This is a genomic window from Streptomyces sp. HD, assembly GCF_028369295.1.
GTDB lineage: Bacteria > Actinomycetota > Actinomycetes > Streptomycetales > Streptomycetaceae > Streptomyces.
Window position 1 is genome coordinate 288,970 of record NZ_JAQMYP010000005.1, and the last position, 26,390, is coordinate 315,359.

General features: G+C 72.0%; 27 protein-coding genes and 1 pseudogene. 16 read left to right on the top strand and 12 right to left on the bottom strand.

Features of this window, described 5'->3' with window-relative positions; genetic code table 11:
- The first annotated feature begins 19 nt into the window (after positions 1 to 19).
- The 3 genes and pseudogenes from katG (at position 20) to POF73_RS07565 (ending at position 4,196) form a co-directional block, all read left to right on the top strand.
- A complete protein-coding gene (katG, locus tag POF73_RS07555; protein ID WP_272113729.1) occupies positions 20 to 2,233 on the top strand; it encodes a catalase/peroxidase HPI in 2,214 nt (737 codons plus the stop codon).
- A gap of 246 nt (positions 2,234 to 2,479) precedes the next feature.
- The gene (locus tag POF73_RS07560) at positions 2,480 to 3,586 is read left to right on the top strand and encodes an NAD(P)/FAD-dependent oxidoreductase (protein WP_272113730.1); all 1,107 of its coding nucleotides are present in this window, start codon (positions 2,480 to 2,482) and stop codon (positions 3,584 to 3,586) included.
- 78 nt (positions 3,587 to 3,664) lie between these two features.
- Positions 3,665 to 4,196 (top strand): annotated as a pseudogene (locus POF73_RS07565) (hypothetical protein).
- A gap of 60 nt (positions 4,197 to 4,256) precedes the next feature.
- On the opposite strand, the gene POF73_RS07570 reads toward POF73_RS07565, so the two are convergent.
- On the bottom strand, positions 4,257 to 4,820 hold the full coding sequence (locus POF73_RS07570; protein ID WP_272113731.1) for a hemerythrin domain-containing protein: 564 nt from the start codon (positions 4,818 to 4,820) through the stop codon (positions 4,257 to 4,259).
- A gap of 102 nt (positions 4,821 to 4,922) precedes the next feature.
- On the bottom strand, positions 4,923 to 5,096 hold the full coding sequence (locus tag POF73_RS07575; RefSeq protein WP_272113771.1) for a hypothetical protein: 174 nt from the start codon (positions 5,094 to 5,096) through the stop codon (positions 4,923 to 4,925).
- A gap of 214 nt (positions 5,097 to 5,310) precedes the next feature.
- Between POF73_RS07575 and POF73_RS07580 the strand changes: the two genes are divergently transcribed.
- A complete protein-coding gene (locus tag POF73_RS07580; RefSeq protein WP_272113732.1) occupies positions 5,311 to 6,090 on the top strand; it encodes an SDR family NAD(P)-dependent oxidoreductase in 780 nt (259 codons plus the stop codon).
- A gap of 21 nt (positions 6,091 to 6,111) precedes the next feature.
- Here the strand turns inward: POF73_RS07580 and POF73_RS07585 are convergent, their stop codons facing one another.
- Positions 6,112 to 6,684, bottom strand: coding sequence for a GNAT family N-acetyltransferase (locus POF73_RS07585; RefSeq protein ID WP_272113733.1), 573 nt, complete (start codon positions 6,682 to 6,684; stop codon positions 6,112 to 6,114).
- A gap of 28 nt (positions 6,685 to 6,712) precedes the next feature.
- The gene (locus POF73_RS07590) at positions 6,713 to 7,366 is read right to left on the bottom strand and encodes a phosphoribosyltransferase (protein WP_272113734.1); all 654 of its coding nucleotides are present in this window, start codon (positions 7,364 to 7,366) and stop codon (positions 6,713 to 6,715) included.
- Positions 7,367 to 7,544: 178 nt separating this feature from the next.
- Between POF73_RS07590 and POF73_RS07595 the strand changes: the two genes are divergently transcribed.
- From POF73_RS07595 to POF73_RS07610, 4 genes are all read left to right on the top strand, one after another.
- Positions 7,545 to 7,940 carry an SseB family protein gene (locus POF73_RS07595; RefSeq protein ID WP_272113735.1) on the top strand — a complete coding sequence of 132 codons (396 nt, stop codon included), beginning with the start codon at positions 7,545 to 7,547 and terminating at the stop codon, positions 7,938 to 7,940.
- 191 nt (positions 7,941 to 8,131) lie between these two features.
- Positions 8,132 to 8,362 (top strand): hypothetical protein, encoded by a 231-nt coding sequence (locus POF73_RS07600; RefSeq protein ID WP_272113736.1) that lies wholly within the window; start codon positions 8,132 to 8,134, stop codon positions 8,360 to 8,362.
- A gap of 102 nt (positions 8,363 to 8,464) precedes the next feature.
- Positions 8,465 to 8,800, top strand: coding sequence for a hypothetical protein (locus POF73_RS07605; RefSeq protein WP_272113737.1), 336 nt, complete (start codon positions 8,465 to 8,467; stop codon positions 8,798 to 8,800).
- A gap of 118 nt (positions 8,801 to 8,918) precedes the next feature.
- Positions 8,919 to 9,560: a phosphoribosyltransferase gene (locus POF73_RS07610; protein ID WP_272113738.1), complete on the top strand. Its 642-nt coding sequence runs from the start codon at positions 8,919 to 8,921 to the stop codon at positions 9,558 to 9,560.
- A gap of 29 nt (positions 9,561 to 9,589) precedes the next feature.
- Here POF73_RS07610 and POF73_RS07615 read toward each other — a convergent pair whose 3' ends face one another.
- Complete coding sequence (locus tag POF73_RS07615) at positions 9,590 to 10,711, bottom strand: CapA family protein (protein ID WP_272113739.1); 1,122 nt, start codon at positions 10,709 to 10,711, stop codon at positions 9,590 to 9,592.
- 153 nt (positions 10,712 to 10,864) lie between these two features.
- Between POF73_RS07615 and POF73_RS07620 the strand changes: the two genes are divergently transcribed.
- Positions 10,865 to 12,277, top strand: coding sequence for an RtcB family protein (locus tag POF73_RS07620; protein WP_272113740.1), 1,413 nt, complete (start codon positions 10,865 to 10,867; stop codon positions 12,275 to 12,277).
- A gap of 194 nt (positions 12,278 to 12,471) precedes the next feature.
- Here the strand turns inward: POF73_RS07620 and POF73_RS07625 are convergent, their stop codons facing one another.
- On the bottom strand, positions 12,472 to 12,927 hold the full coding sequence (locus POF73_RS07625; RefSeq protein WP_272113741.1) for an archease: 456 nt from the start codon (positions 12,925 to 12,927) through the stop codon (positions 12,472 to 12,474).
- A 97-nt stretch (positions 12,928 to 13,024) separates the two neighbouring features.
- Here POF73_RS07625 and POF73_RS07630 point away from each other — a divergent pair, with 97 nt between their 5' ends.
- The 3 genes from POF73_RS07630 to POF73_RS07640 all read left to right on the top strand — a co-directional run bounded on the left by POF73_RS07630 (position 13,025) and on the right by POF73_RS07640 (position 16,356).
- Entirely contained in the window at positions 13,025 to 13,477 is a 453-nt protein-coding gene (locus POF73_RS07630) for a TIGR03668 family PPOX class F420-dependent oxidoreductase (RefSeq protein WP_272113742.1), read from the top strand.
- Between the two features lie 136 nt (positions 13,478 to 13,613).
- On the top strand, positions 13,614 to 14,990 hold the full coding sequence (locus POF73_RS07635; protein ID WP_334313582.1) for a gluconate:H+ symporter: 1,377 nt from the start codon (positions 13,614 to 13,616) through the stop codon (positions 14,988 to 14,990).
- Between the two features lie 37 nt (positions 14,991 to 15,027).
- A complete protein-coding gene (locus POF73_RS07640) occupies positions 15,028 to 16,356 on the top strand; it encodes an enolase C-terminal domain-like protein (RefSeq protein ID WP_272113745.1) in 1,329 nt (442 codons plus the stop codon).
- 15 nt (positions 16,357 to 16,371) lie between these two features.
- Here the strand turns inward: POF73_RS07640 and POF73_RS07645 are convergent, their stop codons facing one another.
- A complete protein-coding gene (locus tag POF73_RS07645; RefSeq protein WP_272113746.1) occupies positions 16,372 to 17,184 on the bottom strand; it encodes an amidohydrolase family protein in 813 nt (270 codons plus the stop codon).
- A 135-nt stretch (positions 17,185 to 17,319) separates the two neighbouring features.
- Here POF73_RS07645 and POF73_RS07650 point away from each other — a divergent pair, with 135 nt between their 5' ends.
- The 3 genes from POF73_RS07650 (at position 17,320) to ppk2 (ending at position 19,209) form a co-directional block, all read left to right on the top strand.
- The gene (locus tag POF73_RS07650) at positions 17,320 to 17,748 is read left to right on the top strand and encodes a MarR family winged helix-turn-helix transcriptional regulator (protein ID WP_272113747.1); all 429 of its coding nucleotides are present in this window, start codon (positions 17,320 to 17,322) and stop codon (positions 17,746 to 17,748) included.
- A 19-nt stretch (positions 17,749 to 17,767) separates the two neighbouring features.
- Positions 17,768 to 18,238 (top strand): SRPBCC domain-containing protein, encoded by a 471-nt coding sequence (locus POF73_RS07655; RefSeq protein ID WP_272113748.1) that lies wholly within the window; start codon positions 17,768 to 17,770, stop codon positions 18,236 to 18,238.
- A gap of 80 nt (positions 18,239 to 18,318) precedes the next feature.
- Positions 18,319 to 19,209, top strand: a complete 891-nt coding sequence (gene ppk2, locus POF73_RS07660; protein WP_272113749.1) for a polyphosphate kinase 2 — start codon at positions 18,319 to 18,321, stop codon at positions 19,207 to 19,209.
- Between the two features lie 27 nt (positions 19,210 to 19,236).
- Here the strand turns inward: ppk2 and POF73_RS07665 are convergent, their stop codons facing one another.
- From POF73_RS07665 to POF73_RS07685, 5 genes are all read right to left on the bottom strand, one after another.
- Positions 19,237 to 19,617, bottom strand: a complete 381-nt coding sequence (locus POF73_RS07665) for a luciferase domain-containing protein (RefSeq protein ID WP_272113750.1) — start codon at positions 19,615 to 19,617, stop codon at positions 19,237 to 19,239.
- A gap of 87 nt (positions 19,618 to 19,704) precedes the next feature.
- The gene (locus POF73_RS07670; protein WP_272113751.1) at positions 19,705 to 20,607 is read right to left on the bottom strand and encodes a YceI family protein; all 903 of its coding nucleotides are present in this window, start codon (positions 20,605 to 20,607) and stop codon (positions 19,705 to 19,707) included.
- A gap of 67 nt (positions 20,608 to 20,674) precedes the next feature.
- On the bottom strand, positions 20,675 to 21,757 hold the full coding sequence (locus POF73_RS07675; protein ID WP_272113752.1) for a maleylacetate reductase: 1,083 nt from the start codon (positions 21,755 to 21,757) through the stop codon (positions 20,675 to 20,677).
- A complete protein-coding gene (locus tag POF73_RS07680; protein WP_272113753.1) occupies positions 21,754 to 22,611 on the bottom strand; it encodes an intradiol ring-cleavage dioxygenase in 858 nt (285 codons plus the stop codon). The genes POF73_RS07675 and POF73_RS07680 overlap by 4 nt, the downstream gene beginning before the upstream one ends.
- 52 nt (positions 22,612 to 22,663) lie before the next feature.
- The gene (locus tag POF73_RS07685) at positions 22,664 to 24,412 is read right to left on the bottom strand and encodes an FAD-dependent oxidoreductase (protein ID WP_272113754.1); all 1,749 of its coding nucleotides are present in this window, start codon (positions 24,410 to 24,412) and stop codon (positions 22,664 to 22,666) included.
- A 152-nt stretch (positions 24,413 to 24,564) separates the two neighbouring features.
- Between POF73_RS07685 and POF73_RS07690 the strand changes: the two genes are divergently transcribed.
- A complete protein-coding gene (locus POF73_RS07690; RefSeq protein WP_272113755.1) occupies positions 24,565 to 26,340 on the top strand; it encodes a helix-turn-helix domain-containing protein in 1,776 nt (591 codons plus the stop codon).
- The last annotated feature ends 50 nt before the right edge of the window (positions 26,341 to 26,390 follow it).

Consider the following 26,390-nt stretch of genomic DNA (forward strand, 5'->3'; position numbering starts at 1 on the left):
CTAGTTCGGAAGGTTTCCCATGGCTGAGAACCCCGATGCGATCGTCACTGACGCGAAGGCTGAGGGCACCGGTGGGTGCCCCGTCGCGCACGGTCGCGCCGCGCACCCCACGCAGGGCGGCGGCAACCGTCAGTGGTGGCCGGAGCGGCTCAACCTGAAGATCCTCGCCAAGGACCCCGTCGTCGCGAACCCGCTCGGTGGGGAGTTCGACTACGCCGAGGCGTTCCAGGGCCTCGACCTGGCGGCCGTGAAACAGGACATCGCCGAGGTGCTGACCACCTCGCAGGACTGGTGGCCCGCCGACTTCGGCAACTACGGCCCGCTGATGATCCGTATGGCCTGGCACAGTGCCGGCACCTACCGCATCAGCGACGGCCGCGGCGGTGGCGGCCGCGGTCAGCAGCGCTTCGCGCCGCTCAACAGCTGGCCGGACAACGGCAACCTCGACAAGGCCCGCCGTCTGCTGTGGCCGGTCAAGAAGAAGTACGGCCAGGCCATCTCCTGGGCCGACCTCATGATCCTCACCGGCAACGTCGCCCTGGAGCAGATGGGCTTCGAGACCTTCGGCTTCGGCGGCGGCCGCGCCGACGTCTGGGAGGCCGACGAGGACGTCTACTGGGGTCCCGAGACCACCTGGCTCGACGACCAGCGCTACACCGGCGACCGCGAGCTGGAGAACCCGCTCGGCGCCGTCCAGATGGGCCTCATCTACGTCAACCCGGAGGGCCCGAACGGCAACCCGGACCCGATCGCCGCGGCCCGCGACATCCGTGAGACGTTCCGCCGCATGGCGATGAACGACGAGGAGACCGTCGCCCTCATCGCCGGTGGTCACACCTTCGGCAAGACCCACGGCGCCGGCCCGGCCGACCACGTCGGCAACGACCCCGAGGCCGCCTCCATGGAGGAGCAGGGCCTGGGCTGGAAGTCCACCTATGGCTCCGGCAAGGCCGGCGACGCCATCACCTCCGGCCTTGAGGTGACCTGGACCACCAAGCCCACCCAGTGGAGCAACGACTTCTTCGACATCCTCTTCGGCTACGAGTGGGAGCTCACGCAGAGCCCCGCCGGCGCCAACCAGTGGGTGGCCAAGGACGCCGAGGCGATCATCCCCGACGCCCACAGCGACTCGAAGAAGCTGCCCACGATGCTCACCACCGACCTCTCGCTGCGCTTCGACCCGATCTACGGCCCGATCTCGAAGCGCTTCCACGAGAACCCGGCCGAGTTCGCGGACGCCTTCGCCCGCGCCTGGTACAAGCTGACCCACCGCGACATGGGCCCGAAGTCCCTTTACCTCGGCCCGGAGGTCCCGGCGGAGACGCTGCTGTGGCAGGACCCGCTGCCGCAGGCCGAGGGCGAGGCCATCGACGCCGCCGATGTCACGGCCCTGAAGGCCAAGCTTCTCGACTCGGGCCTGACCGTCCCGCAGCTGGTCAGCGCCGCCTGGGCGTCGGCCTCGACGTTCCGCGGCAGCGACAAGCGCGGCGGTGCGAACGGCGCCCGGGTCCGCCTGGAGCCGCAGCGCAACTGGGAGGCCAACGACCCCGACCAGCTCGCGCTGGTGCTGCGCACCCTTGAGGGCATCCAGCAGGAGTTCAACGCCGCCGGTGGCAAGAAGGTCTCCCTGGCCGACCTGATCGTGCTCGGCGGCACCGCCGCCGTGGAGAAGGCCGCCAAGGACGCCGGTCACGCCGTCGAGGTGCCGTTCGCCGCGGGCCGTGTCGACGCGACCGAGGAGCACACCGACGCGGAGTCCTTCGCCGCGCTGGAGCCGGCCGCCGACGGGTTCCGCAACTACGTCGGCAAGGGCAACCGCCTGCCGGCCGAGTACCTGCTGCTCGACAAGGCGAACCTGCTGGGCCTGAGCGCGCCCGAGCTGACCGTCCTGGTCGGTGGTCTGCGTGTGCTGGGCGCGAACACCAACGGCTCGAAGCACGGCGTCTTCACCGAGACCCCGGGCAAGCTGACCAACGACTTCTTCGTCAACCTGCTCGACCTGGGCACGACCTGGAAGTCCACCTCCGCGGACCAGACCACGTTCGAGGGTCGTGACGACTCGGGCGCCGTCAAGTGGACCGGTACCCGTGCCGACCTGGTCTTCGGCTCGAACTCCGAGCTGCGCGCGCTCGCCGAGGTCTACGCGAGCGACGACGCGAAGGCGAAGTTCGTGAGCGACTTCGTCGCGGCGTGGGTCAAGGTCATGAACGCGGACCGCTTCGACCTCGTCTGATCGGCCTGATCGTTCCGCACCCGACGTCCAGGCGGGCCCGCACGGGCCGGCCTGGACGTCGGCGTTTGCGCCCTGCCGCAGGGCCGCTGTGCCTCACGGACCCCACCTTTCACAGAACGCACACTGCACCTCAGCGACCCCTTTAAGTTTCAAACGCTAGGCTCCCCGGGACGGGGGCGTGGCCGACGGCTGCCCACCCGCCGTGGCACGCGCTCCTCCTCTTCCCACCAGCTCAGGAGACTCGGCGTGCTTGACGGCGACGTAGTGGTGATCGGCGGCGGATATGCGGGCGTCCGCCTCGCCAAGCGGCTGGACGCGACCGCGCGGGTCACGCTGGTGGACCGCAAGGAGGTCTTCTTCCACCGCATAGCCTCCCTGCGTGCCGGAGTGCGCCGGGACTGGTCGCACACCCCCTTCATCCCCTACGACCGCCTGCTGAAGAACGGCCGTGTGGCTGTCGGCAAGGCCGTCCGCATCGACACCACCGAACGTCAGGTAGTCCTGGCGACGGGGGAGCGGCTCCCGTACGACGTGCTGGTGATCGCCACCGGCGCCGACTACCCCGAGCCCGCCCGCTTCAACGGCACCACCGTCGAGGAGGCCGCGAAGTCATTCGTCGCGCACCAGCAGCAGATCGCCGCCGCCGAGCACGTCCTGGTCGTCGGAGGCGGGCCCTCCGGCATCGAGCTCAGCGCCGAGATCCGCCTCGCCCGGCCGGAAGCCCGGGTCACCCTCGCCCACTCCGGGCCGGAACTGCTGCACTCCACCGGCAGCACCCGGGCCGGACGCAAGGCGCGGTCCTGGCTGGAGTCCCATGACGTGCAGGTGTGGCTCGACGCCTTCATGTCCCCCGGCAACGACTTCGGCACATACCGCGACGCCCAGGGCAACCTCATCGAGGCCGACCGCTCCTTCTGGGCGACCGGCACCACGCCCAACACGCTCTGGCTGCGTCTGGCCGGGCACGGGGACTGGCTGAACGCGGCGGGCCAGGTGAAGGTCGACCAGGCACTCCGCGTCCAGGGGTGGCTGGACGTGTTCGCGGTCGGCGACGTCAACGACGCCACCGAGCTCAAGATCACCCCGGCGGCGCTCGCCCAGGCGGACCTCGCCGCCCACAACATCCGCACCTATCTGAACAGCGCCGGCAAGCACCGCAAGGAGCCCCGCTTCTACCGGCCGGTCCACCGCACTCCGCTCATCGTCCCCTTCGGCCCGGCCGACGGAGTGACTCTGCTGCCCGTGCCGGGCGGCGAGACGGCGGTCCTCGGCGGCCGCACCACGACGCTGGCCAAGGCGAAGACCCTCATGACGCCGTTCATGAGACGCCAGCTCGGCTACACGGCGGCCTGAGCGGGGATGTCGGCCACCCGGGTCGACGGGCTACCGTTTGACGGATCCCCGCTCACCCGTACCCCGGACGGCCCAGCAGTGCTCGCAGATCTCTCCCCGCTCATAGCGGCGACCACCCGGTGGCTGACGCGTTCCTACCCCGCGTGCGGTGGTGCGCTGGCCGCTGCCCTGGGTGAGGCGCAGGCTCGGCAGGCCGTCACGGTCGCGGCCTGGCTGCGCTATCCGACGCCCACGGACGCCGCACTGGTCTTGCTGGCCGGCCCGGGCGGCTCGGCCGGGTCTGGACTGGATCACCGGGTCGGATACGGGAGGGCAGGCCGAGGGGGACGACTTCGCGTGGCGCACCTGGGTGGACGAGATCGTGGCCAGCTGGGCCGCATGCCTGCTCACCGACGCCGGGCTGGCCCGGCCGGCCGTCGCCGCGATTGCCGACGGCGCCCACGCCACCACCGGGGTCCCGGTCGACTTCCGGCGCCTGGTGTCACCCGACGCCGACGACCGGCAGGCTGCGGCGCTGCTGCGTCACCCCGACCTACTCGCCCCCGTGGCGGCCCTGCACCGCGCCGCCCTGCACGAGCGCCTCGGCCCGGGACAGGCGCTCATCGCCTGAGCGTGGAGCGCGCCGCCCGGTAGCCGTGGCCCGGGGCTCGCAATACGGCGCCGTGCGGGCTCAGTGCTTCTTGCCGCGCCCCGTCAGCGCGTCGCGCAGGCGGTCGACGAGGCCCGCTCCCGGGGCCAGCAGTTTGTTGGCCGGCGGCTTGTCCGGGGCGGCCGGGTGCGGGCGGGTCGGTGCCACCTTCTTCGCCTGGCGCACCTTTTCGCCCAGGTCGTCGAGCGCATCCGGGGTGCACGCCGCGCGCAGCTGAGGGAAGAGGCTCTTCTCCTCGTCGGCGATGTGCGAGCGGACCTCCGTCATCAGCAGCCCGATCAGCCGGTCGAACTCCGGATCGCCGGCTTCGCGCCCCTCCAGGTCCTTCATGATCCGCTCGGCGTTGGAATGATCGTCGATCTCCTTGTCGGCGATGGCGTCCCCGCCCGCCACATGCCGCCGGACGGCCGGATACAGGTAGGCCTCCTCGGCCACGGAGTGCCTGACCAGCTCCATCGTGGCCTGGTCGGCGTACACCTTGCGGTTCGTGTCACCGGGCGCAAGACCCTCGATGCGGCCGAAGAGCTCCTCGACCTCAAGATGATCGGTCACCAGCTCGTCGATGACGTTCCCACCATGACCCATGTCCTTCGCCTCCTGTGCGGGAACGGCGGTCCGGACGGAGCCGCCGCGGGCTCCGAGTGCCCGCGGCGGATGGGCTCATACCGGCATCGCGCGTTCGCGCCGTCAGGAACCGCTGCGAAGGGTCTCGGCCTTCTCGGCCGCCGCAGGCGTGTCCTCGCGCTCGCCCTCGGCCTGGGAGGGCGTCGTGTACTCCGGCGTCGGGTGATCGGCCCGAGGGGTGTCGGCGTCGTCGCGCTCGCCCTCGGCCTGTGACGGGGTGTGGTGGCTCACGCTCATGGTGATCGTCCCTTCTGCGTACGGGACGGGTCGGTCGGCCCTCCACCGAGCGCGGGAGGACCCGGCACCGTCGAGCGCAGGTCAGGCACCCCCGCACCGACCGGTGACACGGTGCCGCCCGCACGCATCTCCACAGTACGGCGGCCCCAGAGCCCCGGCAGCCCTGAACCGCCCCGGCCGCCGGCACCATGATCGCGCGGCTTAGGCTGCCGACATGACCTCGCAGCCATACCTCTCCGAACTGTTCTCCCTCGACGGCCGTGTCGCCCTCGTGACCGGCGGCAGCTCCGGCATCGGCCGGGCCGTCACCGAGGCCCTCGCCCGTGCCGGAGCGAGCGTCGTGGTGGTGGCCCGCCGGGAGGCGGAACTGGCCGCGACGGTCGGCGAGTTGGAAGCCCTCGGCTGCCGGGCGGCCAAGGTGAGCGCGGACCTGGGCACGCGGGACGGTGTGCGTGCGGCGGCCGAGGAGGCGGTCGAGGCGTTCGGGGAGCCCGACATCCTGGTCAACTGCGCGGGGATCAACCTGCGGCCCCCGATGGGCGAGCTGGGCGAGGACGTGTGGGACACCACGATGGCCCTGAACCTGGAGGCGCCGTACCTGCTGGGGGAGCGGTTCGGGCCCGGCATGGCCGAGCGGGGGTTCGGGCGGATCATCCACATCACCTCCCAGCAGGCGCACCGGGCGTTCGTGCAGAGCGGCGCCTACGGTGTCTCCAAGGGGGCGCTGGAGTCGCTGGCCCGTTCCCAGGCCGAGGCATGGTCGCCGTACGGCGTCACCTGCAATACGCTCGTGCCCGGGTTCGTCATGACGCCCCTCAACAGGCGCCTGTCGTCCGACCCCGAGCGGGTGGCGGCACTGGCGGCCCGGACGATGGTCGGGCGCAACGGCCTCGCCGAGGACTTCGCGGGTGCGGCGGTGTTCCTCGCGAGCCGCGCCTCGGCGTATGTCACCGGGCAGGCGATCTTCGTCGACGGCGGCTTCTCCGTGCACTGAGCCCGGCGCGCGGTCGGCCCGTCAGCGCAGGTCGAGGCGCATCAGGATCCGGGGGTGTCCGGCCAGCACCGAGGTGGTGTCGGCGGCGTGCACGAACCCGGCGCGTTCGAAGTTCCTCCGCAGCCCGGCGTACGCCATCGTCAGGTCGACCCTGGCGTCGCCGTTGTCGAGCGGGTACGCCTCGATCACCGGTGCGCCCTGGGCGCGGGCGAACTCGACGGCTCCGGTGATGAGGCTGTGGGTGATCCCCTGCTTCCGGTGACCGGGGCGGACGCGGATGCACCACAGCGACCAGACCGGCAGGTCGTCGAGGTGCGGGATCTTGCGGTTGCGCGCGAAGGTCGTGGCCGAGCGGGGCGCCACGGCGGCCCAGCCGACCGGCACGTCACCGTCGTAGGCGAGCACTCCGGGAGGCGGATCGGCACGGCACAGCTCGGCGACGTACTCGCCGCGGGCCGGCCCCCGGAGTTCGTTGTTGAGCCTGGACGGGATCCGGTGACTCAGGCACCAACAGACGTTCGCCGAGGGCGACTTCGGGCCGACCACCGCGCGGACGTCCTCGAAGACCGAGGCCGGGCGAACTTCGATGACCATGGCCCCACCCTGTCACGCTCGCCCCGTGTCACGCCGTGGCGTGGAACGCGTGCAGTGTGTCCGCGACCTGGGTGTCGGAGACCGGCGCGAAGTCCTCGTACCACTCGCCGACCGCATGCAGGGACGGCGGCTGCTGGAGGCACACCAGGGCGTCGCACTCGTCGCGCAGGGAGGACAGTGTTCGCGCGTTGCCGACGGGGATGGCCAGGACCAGCCGGGTCGGCCCGTGCCTGCGCAGGAAGCGCAGTGCCGCCGTGGCGGTCAGACCGGTGGTCAGGCCGTCGTCGACGAGGACGACCGTGCGGCCGTTGACCGACGGGAGCGGGCGGCGGCCGCGGTAGAGGTACTCGCGGCGGTGCAGCTCGTTGCGTTCACCGACGACGACATCGCCGAGCCGGTCCTCGGACAGATGCATCATGGCCAGGCTGCGCCGGTCGTACAGCGGCGGATCGTCGGCGACGAGGGCGCCGATCGCCGTCTCCGGCCGGACGGGCGTGCTGATCTCGCCGGCCACCAGCACGTCCAGCGGGGCGTGCAGCGCACCGGCCACCTCCGCGGCGACGGGCACGCCGCCGGGCGGCAGGGCCAGCACGAGCACATCGATCAGATGGCCGGAGCCGGCCCGCTCGACCAGCCGCAGAGCGAGTTCCCGTCCGGCGTGGGTGCGGTCGCGGAATGACACGGCGCTCCTCCCTCGACGTCGGCGCGGACGCCGGGTGCCCGGCTCGGCACCCGACGAAACGCGCAGCCGGTACCCCTCCCAGTGTGTGCACATGACGCGGCGCCGATCGGGTACCCGAACCACCGGCGAGTATCCGGACGGACGGACGGACGGGCACGACACGGCGAGGGGACGAACCATGACCGACCCCCACTACGACAGCGACGCCCTGGCCGCCCAGCAGGCGCTGCGCACGGTCGTCGAGCAGGGCGCGGACCAGGCCGCGCTGGACACACTGGCCCACAGCGAGGTGCTGGTCCCGGCGGCGACGGACGCGGAGGGACCGCCCCCGAAGGCGCTGACGCTCCCCGTGTTCGAACAGGAGGACGGCACCGAACTGGTCCCCGTCTTCACCACCCAGGAACGCATGGAACAGGCCCTGCCCCGGATCCGGCGGCACCGCAGCGTGCTGCTCGGCGTCCTCGCGCACGGCTGGCCCGCCGACCTGTCCCTGGTTATCGACGCCGGCACCCCCGAGCAGCTGGCGCTGACCTCGCACGGAGTCAGGGCGCTACTGGACCAGGGGGACACCTGAGGGCCGCCCCGCCACCGTGTGGTCCGCGCCCATACGGGTACTGCGGCAGGTATGACGTCGACCCGCACGCGAACGGGCTGCCGGTCAGCGGCCCGCACGTGGGGCTCTGCCGGCGCTGACGGGTCTGCGTGCGCGGGATCTGGCCGGGACGCCGGGCTGCGTACGGGCCGTGCAGAGCGCATGGTGGTGACATGAGCACGCGTCCCCCCGTGGTGGTGCTGCCGCCCGCGTCGGACGGCGGGCGTCAGGTGACAATCCGCGGCGAACCGGCGGGCACCGCGTACAGCCTCTTCGACGTGCTGGACCTGGTGCACCGCGCGGACCTGCCCGCCGAGGACCGGGCCGTCGACGACCCCGAGCTGATCGACTGGCAGGGCGGCGGGCCCTACGAGTGGAACGAGCCCGGTACGGCGAGCGGGTGACGGCCTGCATCACCCTCGGATGTCTGAGGTTCCCGACGAAGCGCCGCTGATCTTGACTGAAGGCGTACATCCGAACGGAACCACTACCTCACGGGGATTCGTATGAACCGCAGGAAGAGCATGTTCGCCGCCGGCCTGGCCACCACCGTCTCGGCCCTGGCCCTCACCCTCGGTGGCCTGGCCGCCCCCGCACAGGCCGCGGCGGGCACCGTCGACTGCCACGGCACGGTGCACAACAACAACCCGAACCACGGCATCGTGGGCTGCCAGAACAACACCGACCACAACGTCACCTTCCGGGCCGAGATCGTCTGCGGCCTGGCCCCGGACGTCTCCGGCGACTGGGTGACGCTGACCCCCGGCCAGTACAGCGAGTCGTCCGGCGTCTGCGCGTTCTACAGCAGCGGCGTCGGCAGCGTGGGCTGGACCATCCAGTAGGGATCCAGGCGGGATCCAGCAGGGGCACACCCGATCCACGGCCGGGCTCGACCGGCCCGGCCGTGTGTCCGGCGCCGATGGGCGGGGTACGCGGCGACGGACGGAAGGGGAAGTTCCCATGCAGTTCCGTGACCGCACAGAGGCCGGGCGGGAGCTGGCGGAGCAGCTGCGCATCCGGCAGGACAAGGGCAACCTTCTGCACCCGGTGGTCCTCGCCCTTCCGAGGGGCGGCGTCGCGGTCGCCCGGGAGATCGCCCGCGAGCTGGACGCTCCGCTGGACGTGCTCGTCGTACGCAAGATCGGTGCCCCGTTCCACGAGGAGTTCGGGGTCGGCGCGCTCGCCGGCGACGACCCTCCGCTCTTCGACGAGACGACGCTGTACCGGCTGGGGCTGAGCGAGGCCGATCTGGCGCCGGTGGTGGAGCGGGAGCGCAGGGAGCTGCGGCGGCGCGAGGAGCGCTACCGGCAGGGCCGGCCGGCTCCGGAGCTGCGCGGCCGTACCGCCGTCGTCGTCGACGACGGGGTCGCGACCGGCTCGACGGCACGCGTCGCGCTGCGTGCCGTCCGCAACCGGGACCCCGAGCGTCTGGTGCTGGCCGTGCCGGTGTGCGCGCCGGAGACGGCCGAGGAACTGCGCCGGGAGGTCGACGAGTTCGTCTGTCTGTATGAGCCGCGGCTGTTCAGCGCCGTCGGCGAGTGGTACCAGGACTTCGGGCAGCTGACCGACGCCGATGTGCTGGAGGCGCTGCGCGGCGAGTAGGCGCGGGCCGCGGGCGCGTCCCGGGGGGTTCAGCCGGTGGCCCGGGCCGGCTTCGGCAGGGTGACCATGCCCTCCGCGTCCAGCGTGAGACGGACGCCGTAGCTGATGCGGTCGAGGGTGGCGTGCAGCCAGGCGCGGTCCTCGGGCGGGGCCGGTTCCAGGCGCATGCGGCGGGCGAGCAGCGGTGCCATGCGCAGGTCGGTGAGGGCGCCCGTGTCCGGCGCCACCGTCACGAAGTAGGCGATGCGCAAGTCGTCGCGGTACGGCTCGTAGCCGGGGATGCCCTCGTAGTCGTCGATGAAGTCGCCGCAGCCGTGCAGGATCAGCCGGCCCCGGTAGAGCTCGACGGGGCGGGGGTGGTGCGAGGAGTGGCCGTGGACGACGTCGGCGCCGCCGTCCACCAGGGCGTGCGCGAAGCGGCGTTGCTCGCGGGGGACGAGGTAGCCCCAGTTGGAGCCCCAGTGCACGGACACGACCACGATGTCGCCGGCCCGCTTCACCTGCCGGATGTGCCGCACCGCGGCGCCGGCCGTGGACGGCGAAAGCTCGGGCACATGGGCGACGCCGGGCAGGTCCGCGGTCGCCGCCCAGTCGGGCGGGATGCCGCTGTTGCCGACGCCCAGGGCGAAGACGAGCACCCGGCCGCCGTGGGGGAGTGGCAGGGCCACGGGCGCGTACGCCTCCTGGGCGTTCCGCCCCGCGCCCGCCGTCCGCAGACCGGCGCCGTGCAGCACGGTGAGCGTCTCCTCCAGGCCCGCGCGGCCGAAGTCCCGCACATGGTTGTTGGCCAGGACGCACACGTCGGGCCGGGCCACCGTCAGGGCCGGCAGGTTGGCCGGGTGCATGCGGTAGTGAACCGCCTTGCCGGGCTCGAAGGCGTCGCTCGTCGTGACCGACGTCTCCAGGTTGACGATCCGTGCGTCCGGTGCGCTCGCCTCCAGCAACGCCAGCGCCTCGCCCCACGGCCAGGACGGGTCGACCGGGGCGGGAATCGGCCCGCTCACCGACTCCGCCATGCTCACGTACGACCGGGCGTCCGCGACGTACCCCTCCCGCAGCGCCGGGTCGCCGGGCCGGGCCAGGATCTGGTCGACGCCACGTCCGAGCATCACGTCACCACAGACGAAGAGCGTCACCGTGCCGCCGCTCATGTCTCAACCGTACGAGGTCGAGGCGAGGGTGGCCCTGCCCGATCACCCGGTCGGCGAACCGCCGCGCCCCACGCGATACGGACGCCCCCGCGCGGGTACCCCGCACCTGCGCGCCGCGCGCAGGAAACGCCGGCCGAGGCGCGGGAGGCCGCTATGGAACTGGTCGAGGAGACTCCCCACCGCTTCCGTATCGACCCGCATGGTCCGATGCGGGTGCCGGGCGTGGTGTTCGCGACCCCGAATCTGCTGACGGACGCCGAGAAGTCGCTGGAGCAGGTGGCCAACGTGGCCACACTGCCCGGCATCGTCGGCGCGTCGTACGCCATGCCGGACATCCACTGGGGCTACGGCTTCCCCATCGGCGGCGTCGCCGCGACCGACGTGGCCGACGGCGGGGTCGTCTCGCCCGGCGGGGTCGGCTTCGACATCTCCTGCGGCGTACGGCTGCTCGCCGCCGACACCGACGGGAAGGCGCTGGGGCCGGTGCTGACCGCCGTGATGGACGGCCTGGACCGGGCGATCCCGCGCGGCGCCGGGCCCGGCGGGGTGTGGCATCTGACCGGGCCCGGCCAGCTGGAGCGGATCCTGCGCGGCGGCTCCCGGTACGCGGTTCAGGAGGGGCACGGCGTGGAGCGCGACCTGACCCGCTGCGAGGACGGCGGGGCGGTCGCCGACGCCGACGTGGACCAGGTCAGCGCACGGGCACGGGAGCGCGGCCTCGGCCAGGTCGGCAGCCTCGGCTCCGCCAACCACTTCCTGGAGGTGCAGCGCGTCGACGAGGTGTACGACGAGCCGGCCGCCGCCGCGTTCGGGCTCGCCGTCGGCCAGGTCTGCGTGATGATCCACTGCGGCTCCCGCGGCCTCGGCCACCAGATCTGCACCGACCACGTCCGTCTGATGGACCGAGCGATGGCCCGGTACGGCATCGAGGTCCCCGACCGCCAACTGGCCTGCACACCGGTCGAGTCACCGGAGGGACAGCGGTACCTCGGCGCCATGGCGGCCGCCGCCAACTACGGCCGTGCCAACCGCCAGTTGCTGTCCGACGCGGCCCGCCGGGTCTTCCGCAGCACCGCGCGCACCCGGCTGTCGCTGGTGTACGACGTCTCCCACAACCTCGCCAAGATCGAGACCCATCCGGTGGACGGAACCCGCCGCACCCTGTGCGTCCACCGCAAGGGCGCGACCCGCGCCTTCCCGCCCGGCCATCCGGACCTGCCCGACGACCTGCGTGAGGTCGGCCAGCCGGTGCTGATCCCCGGGACGATGGGCACCGCCTCCTACGTCCTGGTCGGGGTGCCCGGCGGAGACGCGTTCTCCTCCACCTGCCACGGCGCCGGCCGGGTCCTCAGCCGCCACCGGGCCGCCCGCGTGGTGGGCGGCCGGGAACTGAGGGCCAGGCTGGAGTCGGCAGGCATCGCGGTGCGCCCGCGCTCCCTGCGCGGCCTGGCGGAGGAGACGCCCGAGGCGTACAAGGACGTGGGCGAAGTGGTGGCCGCGAGCGAGGGCGCGGGACTGTGCCGGACGGTGGCCCGGCTGGTGCCGCTGGGGGTGGTGAAGGGCTGAGGGCACGGGGGCGGCCGTTCGGCTTCCGACGGCGGCTGCGCGGCCGTACCCCTCACATCTCGGCGCTCGCGCGTCCACCCCTCACATCTCGGCGCTCGCGCGTCCACCCCTCACATCTCGGCGCTCGCGCGTCCACCCCTCACACCTCGGCGCTCGCGCGTCCGCCCTCACCTGTCGGCGCCCGCCGTCACCCCTCACACGTCCACGGTCACCGCACACGACCACCCGTACGGGCCCGGCCCGATCTGCAGCCCGTGCCAGGAGACGCCCTTCGGTGTGCCGCCGGTGATCTCCACGTCCGCGAGGTCGGCGAGGGCGAGGCGCACGTCCAGGTCGCCTTCCGTGGCGTCGGCCTCCAGATCGACGGGCACCCGGCCGTCCACGTCGAGGCGGAAGACGACCTCGTCGAGGAGGGCGGTCAGCAGGTCCTCGTCGGTGTCCTGCGCGAACCGCACCCGCTCCACCGAGGTGGGCCGTACCGCCGTGACGTCCGCGAAGCACTCCACCATCCCCAGCGCGGCCTCGACCAGACAGCGCTCCCGGCTCGCGCCCCACGCCTCGACGCGCACGTCGGCCGTGTGCGGCACCGCCCGATGGCCACTGCCGCCGCGCCGCCGTGTCTCGATGTCGTCGTCCGTGTCACCGACCATCGACACCACCCGATCCGCCTGATCCGCCCGGAGGGCGCTACACGGATAGGGGTACCCGGGACAGGGCACGATGTACCGCCCGGCGTAAGGAGCCGAGATGCCGCAGATCGAGCAGGACGAGGCGCGCGGGCGGTTCGCGGCGGCGGCCGTCGCAAGGCTGGCGACGGTCGACCCCGGGGGCCGTCCGCATCTGGTGCCGGTCGTGTTCGCGGTGCGCGGCGACGAGATCGTCACCGCCGTCGACGCCAAACCGAAGCGGTCCCGGCGGCTCAAGCGGTTGCACAACATCGAGGTCACCCCGGCCGTCTGCCTCCTGGCGGACGTGTACGACGACGACTGGGACCGCCTGTGGTGGGTGCGGGCGGACGGTGGCGCCCGGATCCTGGCGCCCGACGCTCCGGAACAGGCGGCGCGCGACGAGTACGCCGCCGCCGTCGACCTGCTGCGGCAGAAGTACGCCCAGTACACGCGAGAGCCGCCGGACGGGCCGGTGGTCGTGATCACCGTCCTGCACTGGAGCGGCTGGCGGGCCGCGACCGGTGACGAGTGAGACGGGTGCGCCGACTGCGACGACTGCGACGCGGGTGAATCGATCGGTGCAGACCCATTGACCTTGACCGTCCACGACCATAATCTCCGTCCTCATATGTAGACGGCGTCTTCATGTGAGGACCCCATTCAGTGGGTTGAACGGAAGCGGCCGACGTTCAAAGGAGAACCGACATATGCCGCTCGTGGTGGTCGGGATCAGTGTCCTGGTCCTGCTCGTCCTGATGACCAAACTGAGGCTGAACGGCTTCGCGGCCCTGCTCCTGGTGGCCGTGGGCGTCGGCCTGGTGCAGGGGATCGGGCTGGAGAAGATCCCGGACGTCCTCGCGGAGGGCATCGGCGACCAGATCGGCGACACCATGCTCACCATCGGGCTCGGTGCCATGGTCGGCCGGGTGATGGGGGACTCGGGCGCCGCCCAGCGCATCGCCGGCCGGCTCCTGGACGTGTGCGGGCCCCGCTGGGTCCAGGTGGCCATGGTGCTGACGGCCATGCTCATCGGCGTGACGATGTTCTACGAGGTCGCCTTCGTCATCATCGTGCCGATCGCCTTCACCCTGGTCCGGGTCACCCGGGCGAACCTGCTGTGGGTGGGGCTGCCCATGTCCATCGCCCTGTCCACCATGCACAGCTTCCTGCCACCGCACCCCGGCCCCACCGCGGTGGCCGCGACCTTCCAGGCGTCCGTCGGACTCACCCTGTTCTACGGCCTGTTCGTCGCCGTCCCGATCGGCGCGGCCATCGCCCTGCTGTGGCCGCGCCTCCCCTTCGTCCGGGCGATGAACCCCTCCATCCCCAAGGGCCTGGTGAGCGAGCGGGTCTTCGACGAGGACGAGATGCCCGGCATGGGCTGGTCGCTGTCCGTCGCCCTGCTCCCCGTCGTACTGATCGCCGGGGCGGCCGTGACCGACCTGGCGGGCTCGGGCGACGGGGGCCTGATGCACTTCGTCGCCTTCATCGGCTCCGCGCCGATCGCCCTGCTGCTCACCCTGCTCGTGGCGATCTGGGCGTTCGGCCCGCGCGTCGGCCGCAGCCTGGCCGAGGTCAGCGCCTCGTGCAAGGAGGCCGCCCAGGCGATGACGATGATCCTGCTCGTCATCGGAGCGGGCGGCGCCTTCAAGAACGTCCTCGTCGAGGGTGGGATATCCGACTACATCAAGGACGCGACCGACGGCTGGTCCATCTCCCCGATCGTCCTCGCCTGGCTGATCGCCGCCATCCTCCGGGTGGCCCTCGGCTCCGCGACCGTCGCCGTCGTCACCGCCTCCGGCGTGGCGCTGCCCCTGCTCGCCGGCAGCGGCGTACACCCCGAGGTGATGGTGCTCGCCGTGTCCTGCGGATCGATCGCCTTCTCCCACGTCAACGACCCTGGCTTCTGGATGTTCAAGGAGTACTTCAACCTGTCCGTCCTGGATGCCATCAAGGCCCGTACGACCTATACGACGGTCCTCGCGATCCTGGGTCTGGGCGGCGTCCTCGTTCTGGAACAGGCCCTCGACGCCCTCGCCGTCTGACCGACCGCCCCCCTCACGAGAACGGCATCCACAAGCCATGAGTCAGCCCGTCGTCACCCGCTTCACCGTGTATCCGGTCGCCGGCCGCGACTCGATGCTCCTCAACCTCTCCGGAGCGCACGCCCCCTATTTCACGCGCAACGTGGTGGTCCTGGAGGACTCCGAGGGCCGCACCGGCCTGGGCGAGGTGCCCGGCGGGGAGAAGATCACCCGGACCCTGCGGGACGCGGAACCCCACGTCGTCGGCTCACGCGTCGGCGACTACCAGCGCGTCCTGCGCACGATCGGGGCGACCTTCGCCGACCGTGACTCGGGCGGCCGCGGCGCCCAGACCTTCGACCTGCGGACGACGGTGCACGCGGTCACCGCCGTGGAGTCGGCGCTCCTCGACCTGCTCGGCCAGCACCTGGAGGTACCCGTCGCCGCCCTGCTCGGCGACGGCAAACAGCGCGACGCCGTACGGGTCCTCGGCTACCTCTTCTACGTCGGCGACCCGGACCGCACCGACCTGGACTACGCCCGCGACCCCGACGCCGCCGTCGACTGGCACCGCATCCGGAACGAGGAGGCCCTCACCCCCGAGGCGATCGTCCGCCAGGCCGAGGCCGCCTACGACCACTACGGCTTCCGCGACTTCAAGCTCAAGGGCGGCGTCCTGCCGGGCACCGAGGAGGTGACGGCCGTACGGGCGCTCAAGGACCGCTTCCCCGAGGCGCGGATCACCCTCGACCCCAACGGCGCCTGGTCCCTGCGCGAGGCCGTCGAACTGTGCCGCCCTCTCGTCGGCACCCTCGCCTACGCCGAGGACCCCTGCGGGGCGGAGGACGGCTACTCGGGACGGGAGATCCTCGCGGAGTTCCGCCGGGCCACCGGCCTGCCCACGGCGACCAACATGATCGCCACGGACTGGCGTCAGCTGACCCACGCACTGGCCCTGCAGTCGGTCTCCATCCCGCTGGCCGACCCGCACTTCTGGACCATGCGGGGTTCGGTACGGGTCGCCCAGCTGTGCAACGCCATGGGGCTCACCTGGGGCTGCCACTCCAACAACCACTTCGACATCTCCCTGGCGATGATGGCCCACTGCGGGGCGGCGGCACCCGGCGAGTACAACGCCCTGGACACCCACTGGATCTGGCAGGAGGGCCGGGAACGGCTCACCGCCGAGCCGCCGCGGATCGTCGGCGGCGAGGTCGCCGTACCGGACACGCCCGGCCTCGGAATCCGCCTGGACCAGGACCGGCTCCTCGCCGCACACGAGCTGTACCGGGAGAAGGCGCTGTCGGGGCGGGACGACGCGGCCGGGATGCAGTACCTGATCAAGGGCTGGACCTTCGACGCCAAGCGGCCCTGCCTGGTGCGCTGAACCTCGCGCGGTCCGTCAGAGGGCGAAGACGCGGCGGGCGTTGCCGTGCAGGAACAGCTCCCGCGTCTCCTCGTCCAGGTTCAGGGCGTCCAGGTGCTCCAGGGCCCGACTCGGCTTGATCATGGGGTAGTTGGAGCCGAACAGGACCTTGCGGCGGCCCCGGCCGCGCAGATACTCCACCAGTTCCGGCGGATACCGGCGGACGGTGTAGGCGCTGGTGTCGATGAAGACGTTGGGGTGCTTGTCGGCGACCGCGATCATCTCCGTCGTCCACGGATAGCCGATGTGCCCGCACACGATCGTGAGCTCGGGGAAGTCCAGGGCGACCTGGTCGATGTACGGGATGGGCCGCCCGGTCTCCGACGGCCGCAGCGGGCCGGTGTGCCCGACCTGCGTGCAGAACGGCACGCCGAGGTCCACGCAGGCCGCGTAGAGCGGGTAGTACAGCCGGTCGGTGGGCGGCAGTTCCCACAGCCACGGGATGACACGCAGCGCCACGAAGCCAGACTCCTCGACGGCGCGCCGCAGTTCCCGTACGGCGGCCATGGGCCGGGCGAGATCGGCGCCCGCCACTCCGCGCAGCCGCCCGCCCGACTGCTCCACGAAGGCGGCCACCTCATCGTTGTCGATCAGCGCGCCCTGCGGCCCGTACCAGGCGGCCGTGAGCCCGATCGCCACGTCCGCGGCCTCCAGCGCGGCCACCGTGACCTCGACGGGCAGCGGCTTGTCGAGCGTCGACCAGCCGGTCCACCGGCGCAGCGACTCGAACATCTCGTGGTTGGCGTGGCGCGGCGTCGGATGCTGCATCCAGGCGTCGATGACGGGCACGGGTTCCGCCTCTCTGCGCGGTGGGGGAGCGGGCGGGGCCTCGCGCGCATCGCGCCGCAGGCACCACTCCCACCGACTCACTTCACTAGTGAAGTGAGCATGGTGCCGCCCGGCGACGTCTGTCAACATCGGTCCATGTCCGAGCCCGACCTGCGTCTGTTCTTCCTGCTCCAGAGGGCGGCCCACCGGCTGCGCACCGGTTTCGACCGGCGTCTGCAGACCGCCGCCGGGATCACCACGGCCCAACTCGGCGCGCTGTACGCGGTCCGTGACGAGCCGGGCATCTCCCAGCAGCGGCTGGCCCGCGTCCTCGGGCTGCGCGAGTCCGCCGTCACCGGGCTGGTCGGGCGGCTCACCGCGGCCGGTCTCGTCGCCAAACGGGCGCATCCGCGCGAACACCGGGCCGTGGTACTGGAGTTGACCGCCGACGGGGCCGCCGCACTGGACGCCGCGCAGCCGGAGGTCGACCGGTTCAACGTCGAGGCACGGGCCCTGCTGGGCGACGACGGTTTCACCCGGACGGCCGAGGCGATGCGGGCACTGGCCTTCTGGGAGTCCCCCTGACGCGGGCTATCGTGAGGCCATGCAGACGACGCGGGTCTCCCGGCATGTGAACGCCTCGCGTGCCGCCGTCTACCGGGCATTGCTGGACGCGGACGCCGTCGCGAAGTGGCGGGTGCCGGACGGCATGACCGCGCGGGTGCACCACTTCGACGGTACGGAGGGCGGGGCGTTCCGGGTCTCGCTCACCTATGACCTGCCGACCGGCACGGGCAAGTCGGATTCGCACACCGACACGTACCACGGCCGCTTCGTGAGACTGGTGCCGGACGAGCGGGTCGTCGAAGAGGTCGAGTTCGAGACCGACGACCCCGCGCTGCACGGCACGATGACGATGACCACCACTCTCACCGACGCCGCCGACGGCACGGACGTCCTCGTCGTACACGAGGGCCTTCCCGACGCCGTGCCCGCGAAGGACAACGAGACCGGCACGCGGATGGCGCTGGCCAAGCTCGCGAGGCTGGTCGAGGCCGGGTCCGGCGGTCTCTGAGCGGCCGCGCGGGCGTCACCTATAGCTGATCTTTGCCTGGGGTTCGCCGAGCGTACGAAAGCGCTCGCTTGCATCGGTGTATGAATACCGAACTGTTGTCAGGGCTGCGCGTCGACTACACCGATCAGGACGATCCCGTACTGATCCGGCCGGACGGCGGCCCGGTGGACACCTGGCGCGAGAACTACCCGTACGAGCAGCGCATGGAGCGCCCGGAGTACGAGTGGCACAAGCGGCTCCAGCAGATCGAGCTGCTGAAGCTGCAGAGCTGGATCAAGGAGAGCGGGCGGCGGCTCGTCATCGTCTTCGAGGGACGGGACGCGGCCGGCAAGGGTGGCACGATCAAGCGGTTCACGGAGCATCTCAACCCGCGCGGCGCCCGCGTGGTCGCGCTGGAGAAGCCGACCGAGCGCGAGCGCGGACAGTGGTACTTCCAGCGCTACGTCGAGCATCTGCCGACCGCCGGCGAGATCGTGCTGTTCGACCGGTCCTGGTACAACCGGGCCGGCGTGGAGCGGGTGATGGGCTTCTGTACCGACGACGAGTACCGGCGCTTCATGCGGCAGGCCCCCGCCTTCGAGCGGATGCTGGTGGACGACGGCGTGGACCTGGTCAAGTTCTGGTTCTCGGTGTCCCAGGGCGAGCAGCGCACCCGTTTCACGATCCGTCAGGTCGACCCCGTACGGCAGTGGAAGCTCAGCCCCATGGACCTGGCGTCGCTGGACCGCTGGGACGACTACACCGCCGCCAAGGTCGCCATGTTCCGCGAGACGGACACCGAGCACGCGCCCTGGACGGTGGTCAAGAGCAACGACAAGAAGCGGGCCCGCGTCGAGGCCATGCGCAGCGTGCTGGCCCGCTTCGACTACGCCGACAAGGACGACGAGGTCGTCGGCGCCCCCGACCCCCGCATTATCGGCGCCGCCGCGGGCCTGCTGGAGGCGGGCGAGGACGACACCGAGCAGCGCTGACGCACCGGTGCTGGCGCGGCACCGCCGCTAGCGCGGCACCACCGTGACGCGGTGGAAGTTGCATTCGGACCGGGCCGGGTGGCCGACGGGGGACGACCCGGTCTGGTGGGCCTTGAGCGCCATGCTGACCAGGCTCATCAGCAGATCGACGTCGGTGTCGCAATCGAGGTGGACGGTCACCCAGCGGGAACCCGGGACGAGCCGGATCGCGGTCGACTCCCGGAGGTCGGCGCGAAAGCGCTCTATGGCCCTCTCGGTGAGGTGCAGGTCCACGTCGTGGTCGGAATGGAAGTGCACGATCTCGCTGTGGACGGAGCACAGGGCCCGTCCTGCGCCGCAACTGGCTGGGCCCGAACTGAGGTCGGGCCAGACTTCCAGTTGCTCCATGGCGCGCTGGGCCAGTGTCATGCACCCATAGTCGCTCGATCACCGCGTCGCAACCAGAGGTTGAGCGATTCGTAACCGGGGCGTGAGGTACCTCTCAGCCACCCCGGCCTAGTCGGGAGGCGTGGGTGTGTCGTGGGTGCGGTACATCGCCTGGACGTCCAGCTCCAACTGCACCGTAGGACCGACCACCGCGATCCCGCGGGCGAGCATGCTGCGCCAGTTCAGCGTGTAGTCCTCCCGGTGCAGCTCCGCCCTGGCCAGCGCCGCACAGCGCAGTTCCTCGCCGTAGCCGCCGTTGACGGAGCCCAGGTAGGTGGTGTCCAGCTCGACGGAACGGCTGATCCCGTGCATGGTCAGGGAGCCGTGCAGGGTCCACTTGGCGCCGCCCCGGTAGGCGAAGCGGGTACTGACGAAATCGATGTACGGATAGCGCTCGACGTCCAGGAAGTCGGCCGAACGCAGGTGATTGTCCCGGGTGTTGTTGCCCGTGGTGATGCTGGCCGCGTCGATTCGCACCGACACCTGGGACGCCACCATGTCGGGCGCCACCCGGATGCCGCCCGTGAACTGCTCGAAACGGCCGTGGACGTGGGCCATGCCGACATGCTTGGCGATGAACCGGATCGCCGTGTGCGGCGGGTCGAACAGCCAGGTGCCGGGCACCGGCAGATCCAGCTGCCGCGCCGACACCAGCTGGGCCCGAGCGGTGGCGGGTGTCGTACCGGTGACGACGTCCAGGGTCTCCTGGTGCGGGGTGAGCCCCTCGGCCGTGATCCGCAGGCCGTAGCGGCCCGGCGGCAGCGCGGCGAAGAACAGCCCGTACGGATCCGTGGTGCCTCGCACCACGACCTCGTGGGAGTCCAGCGCCGTCACCGTCACATCGGCGCCCCGCATCGGCAGCCCCACCGGATCCACGACCTCGCGGCCCACACCACCCGCGCCCGGCGGAACGGGAAACCCGGCAGGGGGCACCCCCCGGGAGCGTCGAGCCCTGAGCAGTCCGAGGGGCATGGCAGTCACCTTTCTGAGGGGGGCGGGGGAACGTGAGGGGGAGGAGGAGAGGATGAACGGGGAGGGCTCACCGGGTCGCGGTCACCGGCCGTGCGCCCTCGTACGCCGCCCGCAGCACGGCGAGCGCGCCGTCCACCGTGACCGGGCGGGGGTTGGCGTACGCCTGGCCCGCGGTGCGGGCGGCTGCCGTCGCCAAGTCGGCCTCGGTGAGCCCGAGTTCGGCCAGGGAACGGGGTGCGCCGAGGCGCCCGGCCAGTTCCCACAGGGCCGTCGGCGCGTCCTCGGCGTCCAGGGCGCGGGCCACCGCCGCTGCCGCCTGCGGTGCGGCGGATGCGTTGTGGGCCAAGGCGTACGGCAGGACCACCGTGTGCGTCTCGGCGTGCGGCAGATCGAAGGTGCCGCCCAGGACATGGCACAGCTTGTGGTGCAGGCCCATCGTGGTGGCGCCCAGACACGACCCGCACAGCCAGGCGCCGTACAGCGCACGGCCGCGCGCCTGAAGCGACGTCGGCTCCGCGGCCACCTCGGGCAGCGCCCGCGCCATCGCCCGTACGGCCTCCTCGGCCATCAGCTGCACCAGGGGCGAGGTGTCCGGGGCGTACAGCGCCTCCACGGCGTGCGCGATCGCGTTGACGCCGCTGGTCACGGAGAGCGGCACGGGCAGGGGGAGGGTGAGCTCGGGGTCGTAGACGACGCTGCGGGGCTGTACGACGGGGTCGCGGCCGGTGCGCTTGGCGCCGTGCTCGGTCAGGCCCCAGACCGGGGTCATCTCCGAGCCCGAGTAGGTGGACGGCACCGCGATCAGCGGCAGCCCGGTGCGCAGCGCGATCGCCTTGCCCAGCCCGATCGACGAACCGCCGCCTACCGCCACGCACCCGTCGGCACCCGCCGCCCGGGCCACCTCGACGGCCCGGTCGGCGACCTCGACCGGTACGTGCATCCGGGCCCCGTCGTGCAGGCCCGCACAGGCCGGGCCCAGCGCGTCCGCGACCGCGCGGGCGGTGTCCGCCCCGCGCGCACCGCACACCACCAACAGCCGCCGCAGAGCCAGGTGTTCGGCCTCACCGGGCGTCGCCGACACCGCCGCGCCGGGCCGCAGGACGACCCGCACCGGCCGGGTCTCGTACGAGAAGTCGAGGGAACCGGTCACGCCCGCTCCAGGACGAGGTCGAACCGGGCGTGCCGGAAGGGGTTCGCCACGCCGTACTCCCGGGCCAGCGCCGGGTCGTCGGTCGACGCGAAGTCCTGCACCAGGCTCTGCTTGACGGCGAACACGGCGTCGGAGTCCAGGTATTCGCTGCCCGCCACGAAGATGTGCGTGGTCACCGGCGTGTGGCCGGCGGCCGAGGCGATGAAGTGGATGTGGGCCGGACGGTAGGGGTGCCGTCCCGTGGCCCGCAGCAGGTCACCGACCGGGCCGTCCGTCGGGATCGGATACGGGCTCGGCACGCACGTACGGAACCAGAATCGGCCCTCGGCGTCGGCAGTGAACAGGCCCCGGCCGTTGCCCGGCGGCTGTACGTCCGGGCGCTGCACGTCGTAGAAGCCGTGCCCGTCGGCCTGCCACACGTCGACCACCGCCCCGGGCAGTGGATCGCCGTCCCGGGACAGCACCCGGCCGCTGACCACGCACGGCTCGCCGTCACCGACCAGGTCGATGTTCGCGCCGAGCGCACGCACCGGGGACTCGGTCATGTGGAAGGGGCCCAGCACCGTCGACTCGGTGGCGCCCGGGCCCTGGCGCTCGTTGATCGTCTCGACGAGCATCGACAGCCCGAGCACGTCCGACAGCAGGATGAACTCCTGACGGGTGTCGGTGCAGGCCTGCCCGGTCGCCGTCAGAAACCCGATCGCCCGCTCCCATTCCTCCTGCGTCAGCCGGGTCTCCCGCGCGAAGGCGTGCAGATGCCGGACCAGACCGGTCAGCAGCTCCCGCAGCCGTGGATCGCCCGTCCCGCGCAGACTGGCGACGGCCTCGTCGGTGACTGTCGGCTCGCCGGTCATGTGGGCTCCTTCCCCGGCTTCCTGTCCTTCTCCCGCTTCCTCGGCGCTCATCTCAACCGTGCCCGAGAATCCGCCGCAGCGCGTCCGTGAGCAACCGTTCGGCGTCCTCGGCCGCCCCGGCGTGCCGGAACGCCACATACCCGTCGGGGCGTACGAGGAGGGCGCCCGCGTCGGAGATCTCCCTGAGGTTCGCCCAGTCGCCGTAGGGGTCCTCGTACTCCTGCCCCGGTCCGATCACCACAGTTGCGATGTCGAGGGGCTGCGCCTCGGCGGCCCGCACCCACGCGTCGCCGCCGATGCCGGTGAGCAGCGTGAAGCGGCCCTTGCCGACGGTGTCCAGGGTCGACACGGTCCGGGTGCCCGAGGTGATCCAGGCGTGCGGGAGCTTGGCGCCGGGGCGGGAGGTCGGCTGGTGGTGCAGCTCGGGGTCGCGGGTGAAACCGGGATCGGGCGTGCCGTCCGGGACGACGGCGGCAGAGCTGTCGGCGGGATAGCGCTGGTTGAGATCGACGCCGTGCGCGTTGAACTCGTACACCTTGAACGCGATCGCCTCACGCAGCGCCGTCCGCTGCTTCTCGGCCGCCTCCGTGGCGTCCTTGCGGGCGGCGATGTTGGCCCACAGCCGCTCCGGGGTCTGCGGCGACAGCCCGTCCAGCGCCTCGAAGACCGGGGCGGTCTCGGCGATGGACTTGTTCGCGCGGGTCACGATCTGCTTCCCGACCGGAGCCCGCTCGGCGTCATAGGTGTCGAGGAGCTTCGGCGAGGCGACCCCGTCGAGCACGAGCTTCAGCTTCCACGCCAGGTTGTAGGAGTCCTGGATGGAGGTGTTGGAACCGAGCCCGTTGGACGGCGGGTGACGGTGCACGGCGTCACCGGCACAGAAGACACGCCCGTTGGCGTAGGTCTCGGCGTACATCTCGTTCACCGTCCACGCCGACGACGACTTGATCGTCACCGGTATCCCGTCGTCGCCGACCAGCTGCCGTACGACGGACAGCGCGTACTCCTCGGTGAGGTCGGGGGCGCCCGCGGTCACGTCGTAGCCCCACACGATCAGCCACTCGTTCCAGGGCCGCACACAGCGCACCAGGCCGGCGCCGATGCCGCCGACCGTGGCGCCGGGCGCTAGCACCCAGTAGAGGGTGGAGGGCCGGTGCGCGGTGTACTTCGACAGATCCGCGTCGAAGACGATGTTGATGCTGCCCGCGACACCCATCTGCCCGCCCATCGGCAGCCCCGCGTCCTCGGCCACCTTGGAACGGCCGCCGTCGGCGCCGATCAGGTACCTGGCGCGGATCGTGTACTCGTCGCCGCGCAGCCGGTCCTCGACGGTGACCGTGACGCCGGCCTTGTCCTGCACGAAGGACTTGTAGACCGTGCTGAACCGGAGGTCCGTGCCGCGTGCGATCGCCGCGTTCACCAGCACCGGCTCCATCAGATGCTGCGGCATGTCGCACATACGGGTCGGGCTGGCCAGCTCGTGCGCCGCCTGCACCAGCGGATCGTTGCCCCAGGAGCGGACCCGGCCCAGCTCCTCGCCGGCCAGGCTGGTGCAGAACGTCGTGTCGCCCATCAGGTGCTGCGGCGTCGCCTGGGCGATCACGTCCTGCTCGACGCCCAGATCGCGCAACACCTCCATGGTCCGCTGGTTGGTGATGTGCGCACGGGGCGTGTCGGCGAGGCTCGCGTATCGGGTGACGACCATGTTGCGCACGCCGTAGCTGCTCAGCGCGAGCGCGGCCGAGGCGCCCGCCGGGCCGCTGCCCACGATCAGTACATCGGTCTCGACGACGGTGTGCACGACAGAACGCTCCAGGAGATGAGACAGGACACGGGAGGGAAAGGCTCCGACCTTTCAAGATCATGGAGCGGAGTGGCCGGTCATGGGTGTCTCAATACGAGACAACCCGCCGTCGCCCGGGGCGTGACGCCCCCGATACGGTGAGGGACGCCATGACCACCGCGGAACATCCCCCTGCCCTCGCCCCCCTGCGCCAGGCCCGCGAACGGTTCCTGACGGGACGTCCCCTCCCGGACGGCGTCCCGGACGACATCGTCGCGGCCTGGCGGCGCGCCCGGTTCTTCGGCGTACGGCCCGATCTCGACGGCCCGGCACCGGAGTCGGCCCACCCGGCCGACTCGCCCCTGCTGGAGGCGGCACGCCCCGTGCTCGCCCGCATCGCCCCCGCCCTGGACGCCGGACGCTCGGCGCTCGTCCTCACCGACGAGCGGCTGAGGGTGCTGTGGTCGGCCGGCAGCGTGCCCGGCGACGACGCGTGCCGCGACCTGTCCGAGCGGGAGGTCGGCCACAACAGCGCCGCGCTCGCGCTGCGCACCCGGCGCCGGGCGGAGGTACACGGCCCCGAGCACTTCCTCGACGTGTGGCAGGACGTCTCCGCGGTCAGCGTGCCCCTGCTCTCCCCGGAGACGGGACAGGCCCTCGGCACGGTGACGGTCGCCTCCGGTCTCTGCACCGGCTGCCGACCGCATCCCGGCGCCGCCCTCGCCGAGGCGGCCGCGGCTGCGGTGGAGGCGGAACTGCGGGCACGCGCGCGTACCGCGGAACGCGCCCTGCTCGACGCCTACGAGCGGGCCGCGCGGGAGAACGGACGGGCGGTCGTCGCCTTGGACGGTCGCAACCGCCTGATCAGCGAGGCGGCGGCACACCTTGCCTCGCCGCAGGTGCTGGAGGCGCTGGAGCGGGCCGCGCTGGATGCGGCCACGCGCGCGTGGGGGAGGGGGACCGGGGAGCCGTACGACATCCCGCTTCCCGAGGACGCCGGGTGCACCGCCGAGATCACTCCGGTACGGCACGACGGCCGCGACCTCGGCCTCGTCGCCGTACTCGAACCACGTCCGGTGGAGCCGTCGTCGGCGCCGCCCTGTCCGGCGGGCTCGCTGGTGGGGGGCTCGGTGCCGTGGCGGCACGCGGTCGCGCGGGCGACAGTCCTGGCACGCACCAGGGCGCCGCTGCTCCTCGTGGGCGAGCGGGGCACCGGCAAGACCGCACTCGCTCTCGAACTGCTCGACGGCACGGCCCCGCTGGTCGTGGACGCCGCCGAGTCACCCGAACTCGGCCTCAAGGACGGCGAGCGTGGCGAGAAGGGTGTCCCTCCGGCCGGGGGCTGGGGGAGGGCGGGTGACCGTCCGCTGCTGCTGAGGCATGCCGAACGGCTGGCCCAGCCGGACGTCGCCGCCCTCAACTCCCTCCTGGACGGGCGTCCCGGCCTCCATCTGGTCGCCACCTACACCCCCGGAACTCCGCCGGGCCCCTGTCTTCAGCGCCTTCTCGACACCCTCGCGGCCCGTTCGGTGACCGTGCCCGCCCTGCGTGAACGCCCCGAGGACATCAGGGAGTTGCTGCCCGTCCTCGCGCCCGGTCCCGCCCCCGGCAGTCCGCCGCTGACCTGGACGCTGGACGCGCTGCGGGCACTGGAACAGCACCCCTGGCCCGGCAACGTCACAGAACTCGCCCACCTCGTACGGGCGCTGGCGAGTCAGCGCCGGATCTCCGGGCCGGTGCGGCGGAACGAACTGCCGGATCTCGTCCGGGAGGGGCCCGCGGGGCGGAGCCTCAGCCCGATGGAGCTCGCCGAACGGGCCGCGATCCTGGAGGCGTTGCGCCGCCACGGCGGCAACAAGGCACGCGCCGCCGCGGCGTTGGGGATCGCGAGGGCGACCCTTTACCGGAAGCTCCGGGAGTATCAGGGGCCCGCCTCCGTGAGGTGAGGCGGGCCGCATCGTGGGGTGGGGCGGGCCGCCCTGATCGTCCGGCGACC

What these genes read in the sequence shown, in the direction of transcription:
- katG (WP_272113729.1), top strand. Translation starts at nt 20, where the DNA reads ATGGCTGAGAACCCCGATGCGATCGTCACTGACGCGAAGGCTGAGGGC.
- POF73_RS07570 (WP_272113731.1), bottom strand. Translation starts at nt 4,820, where the DNA reads ATGGGTCATGGTGGGAACGTCATCGACGAGCTGGTGACCGATCATCTT.
- POF73_RS07575 (WP_272113771.1), bottom strand. Translation starts at nt 5,096, where the DNA reads ATGAGCGTGAGCCACCACACCCCGTCACAGGCCGAGGGCGAGCGCGAC.
- POF73_RS07580 (WP_272113732.1), top strand. Translation starts at nt 5,311, where the DNA reads ATGACCTCGCAGCCATACCTCTCCGAACTGTTCTCCCTCGACGGCCGT.
- POF73_RS07585 (WP_272113733.1), bottom strand. Translation starts at nt 6,684, where the DNA reads ATGGTCATCGAAGTTCGCCCGGCCTCGGTCTTCGAGGACGTCCGCGCG.
- POF73_RS07595 (WP_272113735.1), top strand. Translation starts at nt 7,545, where the DNA reads ATGACCGACCCCCACTACGACAGCGACGCCCTGGCCGCCCAGCAGGCG.
- POF73_RS07600 (WP_272113736.1), top strand. Translation starts at nt 8,132, where the DNA reads ATGAGCACGCGTCCCCCCGTGGTGGTGCTGCCGCCCGCGTCGGACGGC.
- POF73_RS07605 (WP_272113737.1), top strand. Translation starts at nt 8,465, where the DNA reads ATGAACCGCAGGAAGAGCATGTTCGCCGCCGGCCTGGCCACCACCGTC.
- POF73_RS07610 (WP_272113738.1), top strand. Translation starts at nt 8,919, where the DNA reads ATGCAGTTCCGTGACCGCACAGAGGCCGGGCGGGAGCTGGCGGAGCAG.
- POF73_RS07615 (WP_272113739.1), bottom strand. Translation starts at nt 10,711, where the DNA reads ATGAGCGGCGGCACGGTGACGCTCTTCGTCTGTGGTGACGTGATGCTC.
- POF73_RS07620 (WP_272113740.1), top strand. Translation starts at nt 10,865, where the DNA reads ATGGAACTGGTCGAGGAGACTCCCCACCGCTTCCGTATCGACCCGCAT.
- POF73_RS07625 (WP_272113741.1), bottom strand. Translation starts at nt 12,927, where the DNA reads ATGGTCGGTGACACGGACGACGACATCGAGACACGGCGGCGCGGCGGC.
- POF73_RS07630 (WP_272113742.1), top strand. Translation starts at nt 13,025, where the DNA reads ATGCCGCAGATCGAGCAGGACGAGGCGCGCGGGCGGTTCGCGGCGGCG.
- POF73_RS07640 (WP_272113745.1), top strand. Translation starts at nt 15,028, where the DNA reads ATGAGTCAGCCCGTCGTCACCCGCTTCACCGTGTATCCGGTCGCCGGC.
- POF73_RS07650 (WP_272113747.1), top strand. Translation starts at nt 17,320, where the DNA reads ATGTCCGAGCCCGACCTGCGTCTGTTCTTCCTGCTCCAGAGGGCGGCC.
- POF73_RS07655 (WP_272113748.1), top strand. Translation starts at nt 17,768, where the DNA reads ATGCAGACGACGCGGGTCTCCCGGCATGTGAACGCCTCGCGTGCCGCC.
- ppk2 (WP_272113749.1), top strand. Translation starts at nt 18,319, where the DNA reads ATGAATACCGAACTGTTGTCAGGGCTGCGCGTCGACTACACCGATCAG.
- POF73_RS07665 (WP_272113750.1), bottom strand. Translation starts at nt 19,617, where the DNA reads ATGACACTGGCCCAGCGCGCCATGGAGCAACTGGAAGTCTGGCCCGAC.
- POF73_RS07670 (WP_272113751.1), bottom strand. Translation starts at nt 20,607, where the DNA reads ATGCCCCTCGGACTGCTCAGGGCTCGACGCTCCCGGGGGGTGCCCCCT.
- POF73_RS07680 (WP_272113753.1), bottom strand. Translation starts at nt 22,611, where the DNA reads ATGACCGGCGAGCCGACAGTCACCGACGAGGCCGTCGCCAGTCTGCGC.
- POF73_RS07690 (WP_272113755.1), top strand. Translation starts at nt 24,565, where the DNA reads ATGACCACCGCGGAACATCCCCCTGCCCTCGCCCCCCTGCGCCAGGCC.